The organism is Mucilaginibacter sp. UYP27 (assembly GCF_040547175.1).
Lineage (GTDB): Bacteria > Bacteroidota > Bacteroidia > Sphingobacteriales > Sphingobacteriaceae > Mucilaginibacter.
The window spans coordinates 166299-184660 of sequence record NZ_JBEPPE010000002.1 but is presented as its reverse complement, the minus strand read 5'-3'; the positions used below and the strand labels follow the sequence as shown (position 1 = coordinate 184660).

Genomic DNA, 18362 nt, shown 5'->3' with positions numbered 1-18362 from the left:
TTAAAACTGAATACTGACTAACCTCTTATAACGCAAAGTTATCAATTTTGTTAGGAACTCTTTCCGATGCTCTGATAATTTAAAATCTTTAAATTCTGGAGGTACATCTTTGTCTACATTATAAATTATAGAACGGATTTTTTCCTCATTAAATCTTTCTTTAAATAGATTTAATGTTTCTTTTCCTTTGTCTGAACTTTTGATGAGTTCCCTAACCAATTCAAAGTGTTTCAATTTGTTGCCCAACCAATGAATTTCAGATTTACCCCTGTTGATGTAAGCTTCGAACTGTATATTATCTTTAAGCATTATTGAAATTTTATTGTCATCATGTTCTCTTGCTAGACTACTACCACTATCGTAAATCGGAGAAAATCTTATTTTTTCAGTGGCTATTCCGATAAGCGTTGACAAACTATCTTTTTCAGAATATCTATAACCTCGTTTACTAAACAAATTGTATACATCCCGTAGTTTATTTTTAACATAACTTCCTGTTTGAAAAATATCACTATTTCCAATCTTAGTTTGCACATCAGCATGTCCTACGATAACACCCCAATTCTCTTGATGGCGGTCACCATTCCCAATTAATGCATCAAATACAATGATTTCATCTATATCAGGAACAAAATAATCCAGTTTGAAATATTTTAAAGCTTCCTTAATATATTGATAGGAATACAATGGTTGATGCTCTTTAGACTTCGGATCATACATATTATTATAACCAACCAAATAATTGACGCCCTCAATTAATCTTTCCTTTTCTGAATTTATCATTGATTGACTTATGCATCCAATTATATTATCTTTAATTGCAACATCATATTTCAACATATTTAATCCGAGTAATTGGCCTATTTCAGAAGCAATAATCTCAGACCAAAACTCAAAACGATAATCTTTGCCCGGTTTATTTAATGAGGTTTTAAAATAATAATTGTATCCTTCGGGAGATTCTAATAAACTCTTTTCTCGAGTTCCTCCAGTGCTGAAATATGATTTTTCATTCCAATCTGTTACAAGTAAAATCTCAGGCATCTATTTTGAATAGTTAACAAGGTTTATAAAGGAACAAAAAAAAACTTACACTACATTATAACCAGCCTTATCTAAAGACAACTTTTGCCACCCAATCACCCATTTCACGCCGAAATTTTAAATATTGCTATGCATGCATAAAAAACATACCGAATACCGTTTTAAACTTTGGTATAAATTAATAAAAATTAAATTCTATATTTATGGAGTATAAACAAATTAAATACCGATAATTTAAATTAATCAATATAAAATACTTATTTAAAATAAATTTTTAATGCCTTGTTATTCCATAAGGCTATATCTAACTTACGAATACACAATACAACCAAAATCGTTAACGCCGTGTTCGGCGGGCACGATGGATAAAAACGTTTCATAAAAATGAGTTCATCATCAGATACTACAAATACTGTAGAAATAAATAAGTACAGTAAAACCTTTACCCAGGATGAAACCCAACCTGCGGCGAAAGCCATGCTTTACGGGATAGGCCTTACAGATGATGACATGCAAAAAGCACAGGTTGGCGTTGCCAGCATGGGTTACGATGGTAACACGTGTAACATGCACCTTAACGATCTTGCCAAATTGGTTAAACAGGGTATTTGGGATGAAGATATGGTGGGCCTGATATTCCACACCATCGGCGTAAGCGACGGCATGAGCAACGGTACCGAAGGTATGCGCTACTCGCTAATGAGCCGCGATATTATCGCCGACTCTATCGAAGCGGTTACCGGTGCGCAATATTATGATGGATTAATAACCCTGCCGGGCTGTGATAAGAATATGCCGGGCTCTATCATGGCAATGGGCCGTTTAAACCGCCCCTCTATTATGGTATATGGTGGAACAATAAAACCGGGCCACTGGAAAGGTGAAGACCTTAATATCGTATCGGCTTTTGAAGCTTTAGGTAAAAAGATAGCAGGGCAAATTACTCCCGAAGATTTTATTGGTGTTATAAAAAATGCCTGTCCAAGCGCGGGTGCCTGTGGTGGTATTTACACGGCTAATACCATGGCTGCCGCTATCGAGGCATTGGGCATGAGTTTGCCTTACTCCTCATCAAACCCAGCTTTAAGCGATGATAAAAAAGCAGAGTGTTTGGCTGCCGGCAAAGCCATTAAAATACTTTTAGAAAAAGACATCAAACCATCAGACATTATGACCCGTGCGGCTTTCGAGAACGCGATAGTGATCATTATGGTTCTTGGAGGTTCTACCAACGCGGTATTGCACTTAATTGCTATGGCCAAAAGTGTTGGCGTCAGAGTAACCCAGGATGATTTTCAAACCGTAAGTAACCGCATCCCGGTACTGGCCGATATGAAGCCCAGCGGTAAATACATGATGGAAGACCTGCATAACATTGGCGGCGTACCCGCAGTGATGAAATATTGCCTTGCACAAGGCTGGCTTGACGGCAGTTGCCTTACTGTAACAGGTAAAACTATCGCCGAAAATTTAGAAACCGTTCCTGCATTGGATTTCGATGCGCAAAAGATCATATTACCTGTAGAGCATGCTATAAAAGCGACCGGTCATTTACAGATTCTTTACGGCAACCTTGCTGAAGGCGGAAGCGTTGCCAAGATTACCGGTAAAGAGGGCACTAGCTTTGAAGGCCCTGCCCGTGTATTTGATGGAGAATTTGAGCTGATCCACGGCATTACAAGCGGCTTTGTTAAAAAAGGCGATGTAGTGGTTATCCGTAATGTAGGCCCTAAGGGCGCGCCGGGCATGCCCGAAATGCTGAAACCAACCTCTGCCATATTTGGCGCGGGCTTGGGTAGTTCGGTAGCGCTAATTACCGATGGCCGTTTTAGTGGTGGCACACACGGTTTCGTGGTAGGCCACATTACACCAGAGGCTTATGACGGTGGTGGCATTGCCTTTGTAAAAGACGAAGACAGGATCTTTATTGATGCGATAAACCGCACCATTAACGTAATGATAAGCGACGAAGAATTTGCCGCCCGCAAAGCCGCCTGGAAACAACCGGCCCTAAAAGTAAGCAAAGGGCTTTTATACCGCTACGCCAAAACCGTAAGCAATGCTGCTGAAGGTTGCGTAACAGATGAAATGCCGTAATTAGATTAAGATTAAAAGATAAAAGAACAGAATAAAATCGGTGTAATCAAAAGCATCGGCGTAATCAAAGAATAATGGAAACACAAACAATCACACAACAAATCGGTGAAATCGAAGAGCAATCGGTGAAATCACCAGTAGTACAACTATCAGGATCGGAAGCATTATTAGAAGCCCTGATCGTGGAAGGTGTGGATACCATTTTTGGTTACCCCGGCGGTGCTATTATGCCAATTTATGATGCTTTGTATGATTACAGCGACAAACTAAACCACATCCTTGTGCGCCACGAGCAAGGTGGCATACATGCCGGTCAGGGTTACGCGCGTTCATCGGGCAAGGTAGGTGTTGTTTTTGCGACCAGCGGCCCCGGTGCCACCAACTTAGTCACCGGTTTAGCCGATGCGCAGATAGACAGCACACCGCTGGTTTGTATCACCGGCCAGGTATTCGCACACCTTTTAGGTACGGATGCCTTCCAGGAAACAGATGTAATAAACATTACAACACCTGTTACTAAATGGAATTATCAGGTAACCGATGCTACTGAGATCCCCGAGGTGCTTGCTAAGGCATTTTACATTGCCAAAAGCGGCCGTCCCGGCCCGGTATTGATAGACATTACCAAGAACGCGCAAATCCAGAAATTCGATTACGAAGGCTATATTAAATGTAACCACATCCGTAGCTACAGGCCAAAACCTATTGTTCGCCCGCAGTATATACAAGAGGCTGCCGAACTGATCAATGCTGCCAAAAAACCATTTATATTATGGGGACAAGGCGTAATATTAGGTAGTGCCGAGCAGGAGTTTAAAACTTTTGTTGAAAAGAGCGGCATCCCCGCTGCATGGACCATCCTTGGTGCGGGCGCTATCCCCACAGACCATCCACAAAACGTAGGTATGCTGGGTATGCACGGCAACTACGGGCCAAATGTGCTAACTAACGAGTGTGATGTATTGATCGCTATAGGTATGCGTTTTGACGACCGCGTAACAGGCCGCCTTGATAAGTATGCCAGGCAGGCAAAGGTGATCCATTTGGATATTGACCCTGCCGAGATAGACAAAAATGTAAAATCCACCGTGCCTGTTTGGGGCGATTGTAAAGAGACCATCCCAATGCTTACCGCGTTGGTAGAAGAAAAACAGCACACGGAATGGCTTGATAAATTCAACGATTACACCCGCCAGGAAGTTGAGCAGGTTATCCATAATGAACTTAACCCCACCACCGGCGAAATGACAATGGGCGAAGTGATCAAACAATTAAACGAGATCACCAAAGGTGAAGCAATTATTGTTACCGATGTAGGCCAGCATCAAATGGTGGCTTGCCGTTACGCGCAATTCAACAACACGCGCAGCAACGTTACCAGCGGTGGTTTAGGCACCATGGGCTTTGCTCTGCCTGCAGCCATCGGCGCTAAGTTTGGCGCGCAAGACCGTACCGTCGTTGCCATTATTGGCGACGGTGGTTTCCAGATGACCTGCCAGGAACTGGGTACTATTATGCAAAGCGGCATAGATGTAAAGATCATCATCCTGAACAATCGTTTCCTGGGCATGGTTCGCCAATGGCAGGAACTGTTCAACTCGCGCCGTTACTCGTTCGTGGATATCCAAAGCCCCGATTTTGTGGCATTGGCTGCGGCTTACCGCATCCCCGGCAAAGTGATAGATGACCGTAAGGACCTGCCATCAGCATTAAACGAAATGTTAAATAACCCCGGCTCGTTCCTTTTAGAAGTAATGGTTACCAAAGAGAACAACGTGTTTCCGATGGTACCGCAAGGTTGCAGTGTAAGCGAGATCAGGTTAAAGTAAAAAGAGGCCCCACCCAGCCTCTCGAAAGAGAGGAGCAAAAACAAAAAACAACATGGAAACTCAGGATAACGAAAAGCAGGAATTTAACATAACGGTTTACACAGAAAACCAGATAGGTTTGCTTAACCGCATTGCCATCATATTCACGCGTCGTAAAATAAATATCGATAGTTTGAACACCTCTCCTTCTGAGATCGAGAGCATCCACCGTTTTAACATCGTGATAACCGAATCTGAAGAGGTGGTGCGCAAGCTAACCCGCCAGATAGAAAAACAGGTAGAGGTATTGAAAGTATATTACCACACCAATGCCGATGTTATTTGGCAGGAACTGGCCTTGTACAAGGTCTCTACCGATGTTATTGCCGAGAAGGTAAGCGTAGAACGTTTGCTGCGTGAAAATGGCGCACGTGTGGTGGTTTTACGTAAGGACTATACCGTGTTTGAAACCACAGGCCATCGCGAAGAAACTGATAATCTGATCAGCATTTTACAACCTTACGGGCTTATTGAATTTGTACGCAGCGCACGTGTAGCCATCATAAAAAATAGCGAAGGATTTAACAGCAAACTGCGCGAATTTGAAAGGCTTGAACCGGGCGAGGACGTTATTGAGAACGAATACCTTAATAAAGGGCAAAAAGTATTTACAATGTAAATGCGAAGAGCCAAGAATAGGACAGAAAACAGAACGAATTATAAATCACAATAAAAGAGTAAATCTGTGAGATCATCTAAATCGGTGAAATCGCAAAAAATCAAAAAACCAAAACAATGGCAAAACTAAATTTCGGCGGTAGTGAAGAAAATGTAGTAACCCGCGAAGAGTTCCCTTTAGCAAAAGCTCAGGACGTATTAAAGGATGAAGTTGTAGCAGTAATTGGCTATGGCGTTCAGGGTCCGGGCCAGGCGCTCAACCAAAAAGACAATGGCATTAACGTAATTGTTGGCCAGCGTAAAGGCACAAAAACATGGGATAAAGCAATTAACGATGGCTTTGTACCCGGCGAAACCCTTTTTGAAATTGAAGAAGCCCTTGAAAGAGGAACCGTAATTTGCTATTTATTAAGCGATGCTGCACAGATAGCTTTATGGCCAACTGTTAAAAAACACTTAACCCCGGGTAAAGCACTTTATTTCTCTCACGGTTTTGGTATCACTTTTAATGAGCAAACCGGCATTATCCCGCCTGCGGATGTGGATGTATTTTTGGTTGCCCCTAAAGGTTCGGGTACGTCATTACGCCGTATGTTCTTGCAAGGCCGTGGCTTAAACTCAAGCTACGCGATCTTCCAGGATGCTACGGGCAAAGCTTTTGAGCGTGTTATCGCCTTAGGTATTGCTGTTGGTAGCGGTTACCTGTTCGAAACAGATTTCCGTAAAGAAGTTTACAGCGATTTAACCGGCGAGCGTGGTACGCTAATGGGCTGTATCCAGGGTATTTTTGCTGCACAGTACGAAGTTTTGCGTGCTAACGGCCACTCACCTTCAGAATCGTTCAACGAAACAGTTGAAGAGCTTACCCAATCGCTAATGCCGTTAGTTGCAGAGAACGGTATGGACTGGATGTACGCAAATTGTTCAACCACTGCACAACGCGGCGCTTTAGACTGGTGGAAAAAATTCCGTGATGCCACTAAACCGGTATTTGAAGACCTATACAAAAGCGTTGCAACCGGTGTTGAATCACAAAAATCTATCGATAGCAACAGTAAGGATGATTACCGTGAAAAATTAGACGCGGAATTGAAAGAATTACGCGACAGCGAATTATGGCAGGCAGGCAAAACAGTACGTAGTTTACGCCCCGAAAACCAGGCTGTAGAAGCATAATTAGTATTTGGTAGTTAGTATCAAGTAGCAAGACTTAACTGCAAATTGATACTAACTACTACTATCATAACGTAGCACTTGTATCTTATCAACAATATTTACTTGATACTTGATACTAACTACTTGATACTTTAAAAAAAATGGGACAAACATTATTCGACAAAATTTGGGATGCGCACGTCGTCAGTAGCAACGAGGGCTTTCCCGATATTTTATACATCGATACACACTTCATTCATGAGGTAACCAGCCCGCAGGCATTTGATGGTTTGCGCACAAGGGGGTTACCGGTTTTCAGGCCCCAACAAACCGTTGCCACGGCCGATCACAACGTCCCTACCTGGGACCAGCACTTACCCATTAAAGAAGAACTTTCCCGATACCAGGTTGATATGCTCACCAAAAACTGCGCAGAGTTCGGCATCGAGCTTTACGGTTTAGGGCATCCATTCCAGGGTATCGTCCACGTTATAGGCCCCGAGTTGGGCATCACCCGTCCCGGTGGCACATATGTTTGTGGTGACAGCCATACTTCAACACACGGCGCCTTTGGTGCAATAGCGTTTGGTATAGGCACATCACAGGTAGAGCAGGTTATGGCTACCCAATGTTTACTTCAACAACGCCCTAAAAGGATGAAAATTGAAGTGAACGGCAAATTACAAAAAGGCGTTGGCGCAAAAGATATCATCCTGTACATCATCGCGCAAATCTCTGCCGCGGGCGGTACGGGTTACGCGGTAGAATATGCCGGCGATACCATCCGTGGGTTAAGCATGGAAGGGCGCATGACCATCTGTAACATGAGCATCGAAATGGGTGCGCGTTGCGGATTGATAGCGCCAGACGAAACTACCATAAATTACGTAGAAGGCCGCGAATTTGCCCCAAAAGGCGAAGAGTGGGATAAGGCAGCAGCTTACTGGCAAACTTTATACTCTGATGAAGATGCAGATTTTGACAGTGTACTAACCTTCAATGCCGAAGATATTGAACCAATGATCACCTACGGTACCAATCCGGGTATGGGCATTGGTGTTACACAGCACGTTCCCGAAACTGCTTCGTTCGAACAGAAAGAGCAAGGCTCATACAAAAAAGCCCTTGACTACATGGGCCTGCATGACGATGAATCGCTTTTAGGCAAACCTATCGATTACGTGTTTATCGGCAGCTGTACCAACAGCCGTATCGAAGATTTGCGCGAAGTTGCCCAGTTCGTTAAAGGCAAACACAAGGCAGATAATGTAGTGGTTTGGGTGGTACCAGGGTCGAAACAAGTACAGGAACAAGCCATTCGGGAAGGCCTTGATAAGATCTTTGACGCGGCAGGTTTCCCATTACGCGAACCGGGCTGCAGCGCATGTTTAGGTATGAATGAAGATAAGATCCCGGCAGGTAAATACTGTGTATCAACCTCCAACAGAAATTTCGAAGGCAGGCAAGGGCCAAACTCGCGTACCTTCCTGGCAAGCCCGTTAACCGCGGCAGCCAGTGCAATTACAGGAGTTGTTACAGATATCCGTTCATTTCTTAATCAGGAGGAATTAGTGTAATGTCAACTAAAATATTTAAACACATACAAACCAGCGTGGTGCCTCTGCCGATCGAAAATATCGATACGGACCAGATCATCCCTGCCCGGTTTTTAAAGGCCACCACCCGTGAGGGTTTTGGCAATAACCTATTTCGCGATTGGCGTTTTGATAACGACGGCAACCCTAAACAAGACTTTGTACTTAACGAGCCGAAATACAGCGGCAAGATCCTGGTAGCAGGCAAAAATTTTGGTTGCGGCAGTAGCCGTGAACATGCCGCCTGGGCCATTGCCGATTATGGTTTTGACGCCGTAGTAAGCAGTTTCTTCGCTGATATATTTAAAGGTAACGCGTTAAACAACGGATTGCTGCCGGTACAGGTGAGCGATGATTTCCTGAAAAAGTTGTTCGAGGTTATCGATGCCGACCCGCATGCCGAAGTGGAGATAGACCTGGTTGACCAGTTCATCAAAATCGTTAAAACAGGCGAGCAGGAAAACTTTGAGGTTAACCCTTACAAAAAAGCCTGCATGACCAATGGGTACGATGATATTGACTACATCCTGAGCAAAAAGGAATTAGTTGTGGAATTTGAACAGAGGTAACAGGTTAAAGCTGAAAACTAAATGAACAAGTGAAATAATGAACCAAAACAAAGAGATAAAACGGGAAGGGAAAGGCACCGCTAAGTTATTTGACGAGCGCAGTCTTGAAGCCGACTATTCCACGCTACCTCCCCTGCTTAAGCAAGGCTGGCGCGTGCTGGATATCGGTTGCGGAACCGGGGCTATCTCTAAGGGCATAGCCCAAAAGGTTGGTTCGGAAGGGCACGTAACGGGGATAGATAATACGCCATACTTTATTGAAAGCGGTAAAGAAACTTATGCTGATGTTACTAATTTGGAATTGCTTAATGCCGACCTGTTCACGTTTGAGCCAAAAGAAAAATTCGATCTTATAGTAGCCGCGAGGGTACTGCAATGGTTGAGCAACCCGCAGGAGGCTGTGGTGAAATTAACAAGTATGCTAAAGCCGGGTGGCACATTATCCGTTTTGGATTATAACCACGAAGCTTTGGAGTGGCAGCCAGATCCACCTGCAAGTATGCGCCAGTATTACGCCACCTTTTTAAGATGGCGCGGCGACGCGGGCATGAACAACCACATTGCCGAAGACCTGCCCGGTTACTTTACCGAAGCTGGTTTAAGCCAGGTTGAGGTTTTAGATGCAAATGAATATTACAAAAAGGGAGATGCAAACTTCCTGTCGAAGATAGGGATCTGGTCGTCGGTAGCTAAATCAACCCAGATGGTTGAGGAAGGTTACATAACAGATGATGACCGCTTGAAGGCCATCGATGATTATAACAAATGGATTGAAAGCGACGCGCAACTGATGGTGATGAAACTAAAAGAAGTGCGCGGGACTAACGTATAAAACACAATGGGAGTTAAAAAACACATATTAGTAATACCCGGTGATGGTATTGGGCCTGAGGTTACCACCTGGGGTAAAGCCGTATTAGAAAAGATTGGTGTCGATTTTGGCCATGAGTTCACTTTTGACGAAGCCCTGATGGGCCACGCAGGAATTGAAGCAACAGGCAACCCATTGCCAGATGAAACATTAGCAAAAGCCAAAGCAAGTGATGCCATCCTTTTCGGTGCCATCGGTCATATCAAATACGATAACGATCCATCTGCAAAAGTACGCCCGGAGCAAGGATTATTGAAGATACGTAAGGAACTTGGCTTGTACGCCAACCTACGCCCTATCATGCTTTTTGATGAGCTGTTGGATGCATCAAGCTTAAAGCCTGAGATACTAAAGGGAACAGATATCCTGTTCTTTCGTGAATTGACCGGCGACGTTTATTTTGGCGAAAAGAAACGCAGTGAAGATCGTAATACTGCTTCCGATCTGATGATCTATCATCGATATGAAGTAGAGCGCATCGCTATAAAAGCATTTGAAGCAGCCCGTGTACGTGGCAAAAGGCTCTGCTCGGTAGATAAGGCAAATGTGCTGGAATCATCACGCCTTTGGCGCGAGGTGGTACAAGAACTTGCCAAGCAATACCCCGATGTAGAGACCGAACACATGTTTATTGACAACGCAGCCATGCAGTTGGTTAAAAATCCTAAAAAGTTTGATGTGGTATTAACCGCCAACCTTTTTGGTGATATCCTTACTGATGAAGCTTCGCAAATAGCAGGCTCTATGGGGATGCTGGCATCCGCGTCAATTGGTGATGGTACGGGTTTCTTTGAGCCTATCCACGGTTCGGCACATGATATTGCCGGTCAGGATAAAGCTAATCCGCTCGCATCAATGTTATCGATAGCCCTGATGTTAGAGATTGCCTTCGGCCTTAAAGATGAAGCTAAAAAGATAACCGACGCTATAGACAAAACTTTAAAAGACGGCTACCGCACCGGCGACATTGCTGACGTTAATACCGACAAAAGCAAAATATTAGGCACAAAAGCCATGGGGCAAAAAGTATTGGAATACTTGTAGTGAGATGTGCAGATGCGAAAGTATGCAGATGGGCAAATGAGCTACCCCAATGAACTAATCAACCATTGAACAAATTAACTACAATGAAATGGAACGCTGAATTATATGACGACAAACATTCCTTCGTATTTCAATACGGAGAGAATGTGCTGGAATTACTTAATGCGAAACCGGGCGAGCATATCCTCGACCTTGGTTGCGGTACCGGCTATTTAACCAGCGAGATCCAAAAACGTGGCTGCGTGGCAACAGGCATTGATGCATCGCCTGAGATGATTGAGAAAGCGCGTGCAACTTACCATAACGCAGATTTCTTTGTTGCCGATGGCGCTGACTTTGATTTCGACGATAAGTTTGATGCCGTGTTTTCTAACGCTGCGCTGCACTGGATAAAAAATGCCGATGGTGGTATCAGATCGGTTTATAATGCATTGAAACCCGGCGGCCGTTTTGTAGCCGAAATGGGTGGTAAAGGCAACGTGCAACAAATGGTTGCTGCAACTACATTAGTATTAAATAAGCATGGATATACAATACCACAGGACGGTAACCCATGGTATTTCCCATCGACTGCAGAATATGCTACCAAACTGGAAGCAGCAGGTTTTAGGGTAACATTTGCAGCACATTTCGACCGTAAAACGCAACTTCAGGATGGGCACCAGGGTGTAACCAAGTGGTTAACCATGTTTGGCTCATCATTTTTTGCAGAAGTACCGGAAGATAAACTATTACAAATATTAAATGAAATTGCCGACGAACTTGAGCCCCACTATAACGATAACGGGCAATGGTACTCGGATTATAAGAGATTAAGATTTACAGCAATTAAAGAGTAGCAAGTACATAGTATCAAGTATCGAGACCTAAAACTCGGCACATGATACCAAAATCTTGATACTTGATACTAACTACTTGATACTAAAAAAGAAAATTATGTTACACGATCCTAACCGCGTTTACGTTTTTGATACTACGCTTCGCGATGGCGAACAGGTACCGGGGTGCCAATTAACAACCCCCGAAAAGATCGATATAGCCCGCGAACTGGAAACACTGGGCGTAGATATTATAGAAGCAGGTTTCCCCGTGTCAAGCCCGGGCGATTTTATGAGTGTCGTAGAGATCTCTAAAGCCGTAAAAGAGCCCGTTGTTTGCGCGCTTACCAGGGCCAACAAAACAGATATTGATGTAGCAGTAGAGTCCTTGAAATATGCGAAACGCCCGCGAATCCACACAGGAATTGGGTCGTCAGACCAGCACATTAAACACAAATTCAACAGCACCCGCGAAGAAATTTTAGAGCGTGCGGTTGAAGCTGTTAGGTACGCCAAAAAATCTGTAGAGGATATCGAGTTCTATGCAGAAGATGCCGGCCGTGCCGATTCTGCATTTTTAGCCCAAATGGTTGAAGCGGTAATTGCCGCGGGTGCAACCGTGGTAAACATCCCCGATACCAACGGCTACTGCCTGCCAGACCAGTACGGCGCTAAGATCAAATATCTGAAAGAGCATGTTAAAAATATCGACCAGGCCATTATCTCGGTACATTGCCATAATGACCTTGGCCTGGCAACGGCTAATTCTATTGCCGGCCTACAAAACGGTGCCCGCCAGATAGAAGGCACCATCAACGGCATTGGTGAGCGTGCAGGTAATACCTCTATCGAAGAGGTGGTAATGATCCTGAAAACACATGCGATACTTGGCTTGCATACCAATGTAAACAGCAAAAACTTTTTTGAAATGAGCCGCATGATCAGCAGCCAAATGCGTATGCCGGTGCAGCCAAACAAGGCTATTGTGGGTAGCAATGCATTTGCACACAGCAGTGGAATTCACCAGGATGGCTTTTTGAAGAACCGTGAGAACTATGAGATCATTCGCCCGGAGGATGTTGGTTTTCCAAGCGCGAGCATTGTGTTGACTGCACGTAGTGGACGCCATGCGCTTAAATTCCATTTGGAAAGATTAGGCCATAAATTAGATAAAGACGAACTATACGAGGTTTACAAAACCTTTTTAACGCTTGCTGATGCCAAGTTGGATATAAATGATGACGACCTGCAAGGCCTTATGGCGCACAGGTTGGTAAAGAACTAAGTGATGGATACAGCAACGGAAGTACATTTGGATTTTGAAGCGGCCTACGAGCGTCTTAAAGATGTGGTAAAGCATACCCCTTTGGAGTATAACGAGGGGCTGTCGGCAAAATACGAATGCAAAATATATTTAAAACGCGAAGACCTGCAGATAGTACGCTCTTACAAATTACGCGGGGCGTACAATCTTATCGCGCAACTAAGCCAGCAACAATTAGATAAAGGCGTGGTATGCGCAAGCGCGGGTAACCATGCGCAAGGCGTGGCTTATTCCTGTAAAAAGAAAAACATTAAAGGCATCATTTACATGCCCGAGATAACCCCAAAACAAAAAGTTAAGCAAACAGAAATGTTTGGTAACGGAAACGTGGAGCTGGTTTTAACCGGCGATACTTTCGACGACTGCCTGCGTGAAGCTTTGATCTACACCAAAGAGCACGATGTAGAGTTTATCCCCCCGTTTGATGATTACCGGACTATCGAAGGCCAGGGAACTGTTGGCGTGGAGATACTGCAGGACTTGCCGCATTTCGACGTAGCCATTATGCCCATTGGTGGTGGTGGTTTAGCTGCGGGTATGGGTACATATTTAAAGCAACAACTCCCAAATATTACGTTAATAGGTGTTGAGCCCGAAGGTGCGCCATCAATGCTAACATCTATAAACAATGGCGAAAATACTGCACTTGGCAACATTGACCGTTTTGTGGATGGTGCAGCCGTTAAACGCGTGGGTGATAAAACCTTTGCTATTTGCCGCGAGATACTGGATCACATGCTCACCGTCCCCGAAGGGAAAGTTTGTACCACCATATTAAAATTATACAACGAGGATGCCATAGTGGTTGAACCGGCCGGTGCCCTATCGGTTACCGCGCTTGATGCTGTAAAGGATCAGATAAAAGGTAAAACTGTGGTTTGCGTAATAAGCGGTGGCAATAACGATATTGACCGCATGCAGGAGATCAAAGAGAAATCGTTGCTTTACGAAGGCCTCAAGCATTACTTTATTGTGCGGTTCCCACAACGCCCGGGTGCGCTTAAGTTATTCGTAAACAGCGTGCTTGCCCCCGGTGATGACATTACCCGTTTCGAATTTATTAAGAAAAACTCCAAAGAGAACGGCCCCGCCCTGGTAGGCATCGAACTAAAAAATGCGGAGGACTACCCCGCCCTTTTAGAGCGCATGGCAGAGCACCGTTTTGAAGTGATAGAACTGAACAGGGATAAGACTTTGTTTGAATATTTGGTGTAATTCAAACATTGATTATAACAATAAACGCCGGGTTCAAGCCTGGCGTTTGTTTTTATGATCCCACGCGTTATTGCTGTAAAGGTACGAAGCAATCTCTTTAAGCAAATCCGCATGCAAAGTGTATAATTGTCTTAAAGAGATTGCTTCGTACCTCGCAATGACGAAATGTTCACTTACTTCCCCTCCAATACTTTCATCGCCTCCAATGCAGCTATCTGCCCCGAGATCAAAGCAGGCGGTACACCCGGCCCGGGAACAGTTAGCTGGCCCGTAAACAATAGGTTTTTAATATGCTTTGCACGCATGCTTGGTTTAAAAAACGCGGTTTGGGCAAGGGTGTTAGCCAACCCGTAGGCGTTCCCTTTAAAAGAATTGTAATCTGCTTTAAAATCCTTAAGTGCATAACTGCGGTTGACTACAATATTATCGCGGATACTTTGGCCGGTAATAGCTTCAAACCTATCAATCATCACCTTAAAATATTTTTCGCGGGTAGTTTCGTCATCATCCAGGCCGGGAGCTATTGGCATTAAAAAGAAAAGGTTCTCCCCTCCTTCGGGCGCGGCCTCGTGGTCTGTTTTAGATGTACAACAAACGTAAAACAATGGTTTACTTGGCCATTGCGGGTCTTTATAGATTTCTTTTGCATGTAGTTCAAAGTCCTCATCAAAAAAAAGATTATGATGTTGGATGCCCGGTACTTTTTTATTTGTGCCAATATAAAACAACAGGCTGGAGGGCGACATGGTGCGCTTGTCCCAGTATTTTTCGCTGTAGTTTCTATCTGATTTATTTAAAACATGCTGGTCGATATGCTCATAATCTGCTCCGGCGATTACAAAATCTGCCTGGTAGTCGCCGTTTTTGGTTTGGATGGTTTTTGCCTGGCCATCGGCAACATCAATTTTGGTTACCTCCGTGTTTAGTCTGATGTCGACACCATAGCTTTCGGCAACGCTTACCATGGCTTTAACAATTTCATTCATGCCCCCCATGGGGTACCATGTACCAAGGGCAAGGTCGGCGTGGTTCATCATGCTGTACATTGCCGGGGTATCCTGCGGTGTAGCACCCAAAAATAATACAGGGAACTCCAGCAATTTTATCAGCTTAGGGTTTTTAAAATATTGGCGTACGTGGCTACTCATGTTAGTAAGCAACTGCATGCTGAAACTTTTACGGATGAGGTTAAAGTCGATAAACTCTGTAATAGAATGCGATGGGCGGAAAACGTACTCGCCCATGCCTACTTTATATTTGTAGGCGGCCTGCTCTAAAAACTTGCGCAAGCCCGCACTGCTGCCGGGTTCAATCTCGTTGAAGAGTTTTTCCAGTTCGCCCATGTTTGCGGGTACATCCAGTACATCATCCTTATCATAATAAACACGGTAACCGGGATCAAGGCGTTTCAAATCGTAAAAATCAGATGGCTTTTTACCGAATATGGCGAAGAAGTTCTCGAACACATCGGGCATCCAATACCAGCTTGGGCCCATGTCAAACTTAAAACCACCTTTCTCCCAAATACGCGCGCGGCCGCCGGGCTGGTCATTCTTTTCCAAAACGGTAACTTTATAACCCTCTTTTGCCAGTACACAAGCCGAGGCCAATCCTGCAAAACCCGCCCCAATTACAATAATTTGCTTTTTCGCATCCATCAGCAGCCAAATTAAGCAAATACTTGTAAGCAAGTAAAAAACAATACAGCTTACATTTTGTACTTTTGGGTAATGAACCTGTTTGACGAAACGTGCTTTGAATGCAGCAAGCTGATAACCACCAAATACAGTACTTCTTTTAGTACGGGTATTAAAGCGTTCGACCAGCGTTTTAGGTACCCCATTTATGCCATTTATGGGTTTGTGCGCTACGCGGACGAGATAGTCGACACTTTTTACGACCACGATCAGCGCCTACTGATAGACGAGTTTAAAGAAGAAACTTTTAAGGCTATCAACCGTGGCATCAGCACCAATCCGGTATTGCAATCTTTTCAGCAGGTTGTCAATCAGTACAACATTAATAAAGACCTGATCGAAGCCTTCCTCAGTTCCATGAAAATGGACCTGGATAAAACGGCTTATGACAACGATGGCTATAAAACATATATCTATGGCTCGGCCGAGGTTGTTGGTTTAATGTGCCTGCAAATCTTTTGCGAGAACGATGTATCGCTGTATGATCAGTTAGTCCCAAAGGCAAAAAGCTTGGGTTCAGCATTTCAGAAAATAAACTTTTTGAGGGATATTAAGTCAGATTATGAAGACCGTGGTCGTACTTATTTCCCCGAGGTCGATTTTACAAACTTTACCGAAACGGATAAAAAAATCATTGAGATTGATATCAAACAAGATTTTGATGACGCATTCGAAGGCATTAAACTATTGCCAAAAGGAAGCCGACTTGGCGTTTATGTAGCGTATGTTTATTACCTGCAGTTATTTAAAAAAATAAAGGCAACCACGGCATTTACCATTATGCAAAAAAGGATAAGGGTTTCTGATACGCAAAAGCTAAGCCTTTATTTTAAGGCTAGGCTTCATCAAAAACTTAATATAATTTAGAACAAGCAGTACCGTTAGATATTACCGATGCTTTTTAAATTCAGATACTTATTGTTTGTAGCCGTTTTGTTGCTGTTTGTACCCGCTAACAAGGGTAACGCCACTGCCATGCCCGATGATATTGTAGAGCCCAACCTGCATGTGATCCGCAGACAACTCGTTACAGCGATCAACAGCAGTAAAACTACCGACTCGCTTTACCGTAACCTTGAGTTGATAAAAAACCGCACAGGACTTGTTAACGGCTACATAGGCACACTGCAAGCTTTAAAAGCCAAGCACACCTGGAATCCATATTTTAAGATAAAATACCTGAACGACGCTGAAAGAACGTTTAAAAGCGCGGTAACCCGCGACCCCGCAAACATCGAGATCCGCTTTATGCGCTTTTCGGTAGAGCATAATGTGCCGGGCTTTTTAGGCTATACCAAAAACCTCGTTGCCGACCGTACCGAGATCATCAAACAGATCGATCGCAAGCATTATTCGTCAGCAGATACGGCACTGGTTAAAACCATCATTACATTCCTGATAGATTCTAAACGCTGTACACCCACCGAGAACAGGAACCTTTCGCAACATTTAGCCACCTTATAAGAGTGAAATACACCTACCTGCTTATTAACCTAGCCACCATCTTTTTCCCGGTTGCATTGTCGTTTGATAAGCGGGTGGCATTTGCTAAAACCTGGCGTTTTATTTGGCCGGGCATGGCGCTCACAGGTTTATTGTTTTTGTTTTGGGATGTGCTTTTCACCATTCACGGCGTGTGGTCTTTTAACGATAAATATATCATTGGGATCAAATTTTTTGGTTTGCCATTGGAGGAAGTGCTCTTCTTTTTAACTGTTCCGTTTGCCTGTATATTTATTTACGCATGTTTAAATTACTATGTGAAATGGCAGCTGAGCACTGATGTATCGCGCAGCGTATCCGGCTTGTTAGCTTTGGCATCAGCTTTTATACTGATGGATAATTTTAATAAGCTTTATACGGCAGTTACCTTTAGCTTACTTGCCATTGTACTATTGCTTTTGTTATTTGCGTTTAAAGCTGATTGGTTGGGCAGATTCTACATGGCTTACCTGATATCGCTTATTCCGTTCTATTTGGTAAACGGATTGCTCACATCTATTCCCGTTGTGCTTTATAATGATGATCAAAACCTTGGCCTCCGCGTTGGAACTATCCCATTCGAAGATCATTTTTACAGTATGGCCTTACTACTGATGAATGTTGGCTTTTTTGAGTATTTTAAGGACCGTAAAAAGCTTGCTGCGTAATGGCCGACTTACCCATATATACCAAATCGCAATTAGCCCTCCGCAACGGGCAGGATAAGCCGCAGGTCTGGGTAGCCTATAAAGGCGATATATACGATGTGACCGAAAGCCGCCTGTGGCACAACGGCAAACACTATGAGCATTGGGCAGGGCAGGATCTTACCGACGAACTCGCTGACGCACCGCATACCGAAACCGTTTTTGAGAAATTTAGTATTTTAGGCAGGTTGGGGAAGTAGTCTAAAAAAAGAATTAAGAAATAAGATTAAAGCTTAAAGCGCTGAACTTAGCGATATT

17 protein-coding genes are annotated in these 18362 nt (G+C 43.9%); 15 read left to right on the top strand and 2 right to left on the bottom strand.

Annotation, left to right across the window (positions count from 1 at the left end; genetic code table 11):
• Positions 1-1044 (bottom strand): HipA domain-containing protein, encoded by a 1044-nt coding sequence (locus ABIB39_RS08645; protein ID WP_354429072.1) that lies wholly within the window; start codon positions 1042-1044, stop codon positions 1-3.
• A gap of 384 nt (positions 1045-1428) precedes the next feature.
• Here ABIB39_RS08645 and ilvD point away from each other — a divergent pair, with 384 nt between their 5' ends.
• From ilvD to ilvA, 11 genes are all read left to right on the top strand, one after another.
• A complete protein-coding gene (gene ilvD, locus ABIB39_RS08640) occupies positions 1429-3141 on the top strand; it encodes a dihydroxy-acid dehydratase (protein WP_354429070.1) in 1713 nt (570 codons plus the stop codon).
• Between the two features lie 74 nt (positions 3142-3215).
• Positions 3216-4970 (top strand): biosynthetic-type acetolactate synthase large subunit, encoded by a 1755-nt coding sequence (gene ilvB, locus ABIB39_RS08635; protein WP_354429068.1) that lies wholly within the window; start codon positions 3216-3218, stop codon positions 4968-4970.
• A gap of 52 nt (positions 4971-5022) precedes the next feature.
• Positions 5023-5628, top strand: a complete 606-nt coding sequence (gene ilvN / locus ABIB39_RS08630; RefSeq protein ID WP_354429066.1) for an acetolactate synthase small subunit — start codon at positions 5023-5025, stop codon at positions 5626-5628.
• Between the two features lie 116 nt (positions 5629-5744).
• A complete protein-coding gene (ilvC, locus tag ABIB39_RS08625; protein WP_354429064.1) occupies positions 5745-6803 on the top strand; it encodes a ketol-acid reductoisomerase in 1059 nt (352 codons plus the stop codon).
• A 140-nt stretch (positions 6804-6943) separates the two neighbouring features.
• Positions 6944-8359 (top strand): 3-isopropylmalate dehydratase large subunit, encoded by a 1416-nt coding sequence (leuC, locus tag ABIB39_RS08620; RefSeq protein WP_354429063.1) that lies wholly within the window; start codon positions 6944-6946, stop codon positions 8357-8359.
• Positions 8359-8946, top strand: coding sequence for a 3-isopropylmalate dehydratase small subunit (gene leuD, locus ABIB39_RS08615; protein WP_354429061.1), 588 nt, complete (start codon positions 8359-8361; stop codon positions 8944-8946). Before leuC ends, leuD begins: the two co-directional genes overlap by 1 nt.
• 37 nt (positions 8947-8983) lie before the next feature.
• On the top strand, positions 8984-9778 hold the full coding sequence (locus ABIB39_RS08610; RefSeq protein WP_354429059.1) for a methyltransferase domain-containing protein: 795 nt from the start codon (positions 8984-8986) through the stop codon (positions 9776-9778).
• A gap of 6 nt (positions 9779-9784) precedes the next feature.
• Positions 9785-10861 carry a 3-isopropylmalate dehydrogenase gene (gene leuB / locus ABIB39_RS08605; protein ID WP_354429057.1) on the top strand — a complete coding sequence of 359 codons (1077 nt, stop codon included), beginning with the start codon at positions 9785-9787 and terminating at the stop codon, positions 10859-10861.
• A gap of 83 nt (positions 10862-10944) precedes the next feature.
• Positions 10945-11700: a class I SAM-dependent methyltransferase gene (locus ABIB39_RS08600; protein WP_354429055.1), complete on the top strand. Its 756-nt coding sequence runs from the start codon at positions 10945-10947 to the stop codon at positions 11698-11700.
• Positions 11701-11797: 97 nt separating this feature from the next.
• Complete coding sequence (locus tag ABIB39_RS08595) at positions 11798-12964, top strand: 2-isopropylmalate synthase (RefSeq protein ID WP_354429053.1); 1167 nt, start codon at positions 11798-11800, stop codon at positions 12962-12964.
• A 3-nt stretch (positions 12965-12967) separates the two neighbouring features.
• Positions 12968-14218 (top strand): threonine ammonia-lyase IlvA, encoded by a 1251-nt coding sequence (gene ilvA, locus ABIB39_RS08590; protein ID WP_354429051.1) that lies wholly within the window; start codon positions 12968-12970, stop codon positions 14216-14218.
• A 173-nt stretch (positions 14219-14391) separates the two neighbouring features.
• Here ilvA and crtID read toward each other — a convergent pair whose 3' ends face one another.
• Positions 14392-15876: a bifunctional phytoene desaturase/3,4-desaturase gene (crtID, locus tag ABIB39_RS08585; protein ID WP_354429049.1), complete on the bottom strand. Its 1485-nt coding sequence runs from the start codon at positions 15874-15876 to the stop codon at positions 14392-14394.
• A 72-nt stretch (positions 15877-15948) separates the two neighbouring features.
• On the opposite strand from crtID, the gene ABIB39_RS08580 reads away from it, so the two are divergent.
• From ABIB39_RS08580 to ABIB39_RS08565, 4 genes are read left to right on the top strand one after another with little or no spacing between them, the layout of a single operon-like run.
• Positions 15949-16782, top strand: coding sequence for a phytoene/squalene synthase family protein (locus ABIB39_RS08580; protein WP_354429047.1), 834 nt, complete (start codon positions 15949-15951; stop codon positions 16780-16782).
• Positions 16783-16809: 27 nt separating this feature from the next.
• Entirely contained in the window at positions 16810-17379 is a 570-nt protein-coding gene (locus tag ABIB39_RS08575; protein ID WP_354429046.1) for a hypothetical protein, read from the top strand.
• A 2-nt stretch (positions 17380-17381) separates the two neighbouring features.
• On the top strand, positions 17382-18065 hold the full coding sequence (locus ABIB39_RS08570; RefSeq protein WP_354429044.1) for a lycopene cyclase domain-containing protein: 684 nt from the start codon (positions 17382-17384) through the stop codon (positions 18063-18065).
• Entirely contained in the window at positions 18065-18304 is a 240-nt protein-coding gene (locus ABIB39_RS08565) for a cytochrome b5 domain-containing protein (RefSeq protein WP_354429042.1), read from the top strand. Before ABIB39_RS08570 ends, ABIB39_RS08565 begins: the two co-directional genes overlap by 1 nt.
• Positions 18305-18362 lie beyond the last annotated feature (58 nt).

What these genes read in the sequence shown, in the direction of transcription:
- leuD (WP_354429061.1), top strand. Translation starts at nt 8,359, where the DNA reads ATGTCAACTAAAATATTTAAACACATACAAACCAGCGTGGTGCCTCTG.
- ilvA (WP_354429051.1), top strand. Translation starts at nt 12,968, where the DNA reads ATGGATACAGCAACGGAAGTACATTTGGATTTTGAAGCGGCCTACGAG.
- ABIB39_RS08565 (WP_354429042.1), top strand. Translation starts at nt 18,065, where the DNA reads ATGGCCGACTTACCCATATATACCAAATCGCAATTAGCCCTCCGCAAC.
- ABIB39_RS08645 (WP_354429072.1), bottom strand. Translation starts at nt 1,044, where the DNA reads ATGCCTGAGATTTTACTTGTAACAGATTGGAATGAAAAATCATATTTC.
- ilvB (WP_354429068.1), top strand. Translation starts at nt 3,216, where the DNA reads ATGGAAACACAAACAATCACACAACAAATCGGTGAAATCGAAGAGCAA.
- ABIB39_RS08610 (WP_354429059.1), top strand. Translation starts at nt 8,984, where the DNA reads ATGAACCAAAACAAAGAGATAAAACGGGAAGGGAAAGGCACCGCTAAG.
- ABIB39_RS08575 (WP_354429046.1), top strand. Translation starts at nt 16,810, where the DNA reads ATGCTTTTTAAATTCAGATACTTATTGTTTGTAGCCGTTTTGTTGCTG.
- ilvD (WP_354429070.1), top strand. Translation starts at nt 1,429, where the DNA reads ATGAGTTCATCATCAGATACTACAAATACTGTAGAAATAAATAAGTAC.
- ABIB39_RS08580 (WP_354429047.1), top strand. Translation starts at nt 15,949, where the DNA reads ATGAACCTGTTTGACGAAACGTGCTTTGAATGCAGCAAGCTGATAACC.
- ABIB39_RS08595 (WP_354429053.1), top strand. Translation starts at nt 11,798, where the DNA reads ATGTTACACGATCCTAACCGCGTTTACGTTTTTGATACTACGCTTCGC.
- crtID (WP_354429049.1), bottom strand. Translation starts at nt 15,876, where the DNA reads ATGGATGCGAAAAAGCAAATTATTGTAATTGGGGCGGGTTTTGCAGGA.
- ABIB39_RS08600 (WP_354429055.1), top strand. Translation starts at nt 10,945, where the DNA reads ATGAAATGGAACGCTGAATTATATGACGACAAACATTCCTTCGTATTT.
- ilvC (WP_354429064.1), top strand. Translation starts at nt 5,745, where the DNA reads ATGGCAAAACTAAATTTCGGCGGTAGTGAAGAAAATGTAGTAACCCGC.
- ilvN (WP_354429066.1), top strand. Translation starts at nt 5,023, where the DNA reads ATGGAAACTCAGGATAACGAAAAGCAGGAATTTAACATAACGGTTTAC.
- leuB (WP_354429057.1), top strand. Translation starts at nt 9,785, where the DNA reads ATGGGAGTTAAAAAACACATATTAGTAATACCCGGTGATGGTATTGGG.
- leuC (WP_354429063.1), top strand. Translation starts at nt 6,944, where the DNA reads ATGGGACAAACATTATTCGACAAAATTTGGGATGCGCACGTCGTCAGT.